Origin of the sequence: Pseudovibrio sp. POLY-S9, from assembly GCF_001431305.1 — a bacterium.
GTDB lineage: Bacteria > Pseudomonadota > Alphaproteobacteria > Rhizobiales > Stappiaceae > Pseudovibrio.
On record NZ_LCWX01000255.1, the window covers coordinates 1 to 1535 of the forward strand.

General features: G+C 51.3%; 2 protein-coding genes. Both read left to right on the top strand.

What is annotated here, in order from left to right:
* Positions 1–945, top strand: a 945-nt coding sequence (locus PPL9_RS28930) for a hypothetical protein (protein WP_057465970.1), incomplete at its 5' end; no start/stop codon positions are given.
* Positions 946–947: 2 nt separating this feature from the next.
* Positions 948–1475: a hypothetical protein gene (locus tag PPL9_RS28935; protein ID WP_057465971.1), complete on the top strand. Its 528-nt coding sequence runs from the start codon at positions 948–950 to the stop codon at positions 1473–1475.
* The last annotated feature ends 60 nt before the right edge of the window (positions 1476–1535 follow it).

Consider the following 1535-nt stretch of genomic DNA (forward strand, 5'->3'; position numbering starts at 1 on the left):
GGGCTTTCTGGATCAGTTTCCCGGCCATCGCTTGATGGTCAAGCCCGGGGAACAGCCGCACAAGGAGATATTCTGATGGTCTACCCGCTGGCGGAACAACGTATGGCAGCAGAGCTGATCAATCCACGCCAGGAAGAAGCTGTGGTGATGGATATGGAGCTCTTTGCGCAAGCCGTAGTGGACGCCCATCAAAGCCTTGGAACAACAACCGGCGGTGCCCTGGACTTGGCGAGCCTGCCAGTGCTGCTACGCGATATGAAGGGTGGTCAAACACTCTTAAAAGAAATCGGCCTGCAGGGGCGCTATTACACAAAGGTAGTGAACGGCAAGACGTACGTGGTGTTTAAGGGATACTCCGCCCTGCGTGAGACCTTGAAGGGTACACGGTATCTGTCCACGTCCCCCAAAGTCGTTGCCTTTGGCATTGGTCCGGAGGCACTAAAATCAGCAGGCAGGTCAAACGCAGTCATCATGATCACCTGCTATGTAGTGCTCGATGTTATGCAGTTCATCATGAGTGATGAGCAGCTCTATCATGAGCTGTTTGCTAACATCATTACAGATGTTGCTATTGGCACCGTGGCTTTGGCCGCAGGGACGCTGGCGGCTGGTTGGTTGGCTGGACTGACTGTGATCGCACTTCCCGCCCTTGCAGTTGCTGGAGGAACGATCGTTGTTGGAATGATCGCTGGTATTGCTTTAGCCGAACTCGACAAGGCGTTTGGTATCAGGGAAAAACTTGGCCAAGCTCTGCACTGGACAGGTAAGGCAATTGCCCATGGAATTCAGGAGACAGGGCAGATCATTCGTGAAGCACAAGTTTCCATGCGCCAGAAGGTGGAAGAGTTTGAACGCCGCAGCAATAGTTTTTTGTATCGGCTAGAGCGTGAGATCATTTGGCACTTTGGCGGTTCAGATCTGTATAACCAGATCTACCGGAGGTAGCGATGTTTGACTGGTGTTTTGACCGCATTGAGAAATCCGCAAATTGGCTTGCTGCTGATCTCAAACGGACACATGTCGCAATGCTGTTTTTGGATTGTCTGGTTATCTTTCTGTGCTGGATCATCCTCTCTGACATCTTTCTTTTATTCGGACAGACACAGGACCTTCTGATTGTCCCGCGCGGAAAGACTCAATGGGTTCTTGCAGGGCTTTGTCTTCCTGTTCTCCATTTCGCTCTTACCCCTTGGGGCCAAAGGTGGGTCAAGAGCTCGGTTAAAAGCTTTTCGGTCGTGTTCTTAATCGTTGCTGTTGGCGGGGCCTTTCTTGGGGTTGTGCTCACCGACTACTCCCGTACTCAGGCTATCGCAGCTGGATACCGCTCCTGTGACCAAACTTTCCTGAATGACTTCCAGCGTGACGATGAAAAACTGGTTGCTCCCGGTGTGTTGTGTCCGCCGTCTTCCTCTGCTGGAAAACCCTATCCGCCGCCGAAGGTGATGCACCAGCTAAGTTCGCCAGATCACTCCTAATTCTTATAGATCCTTTGTTTTTTCTTTTGCCAGTGAGTTTGTTATGAATGCTATTGTCCA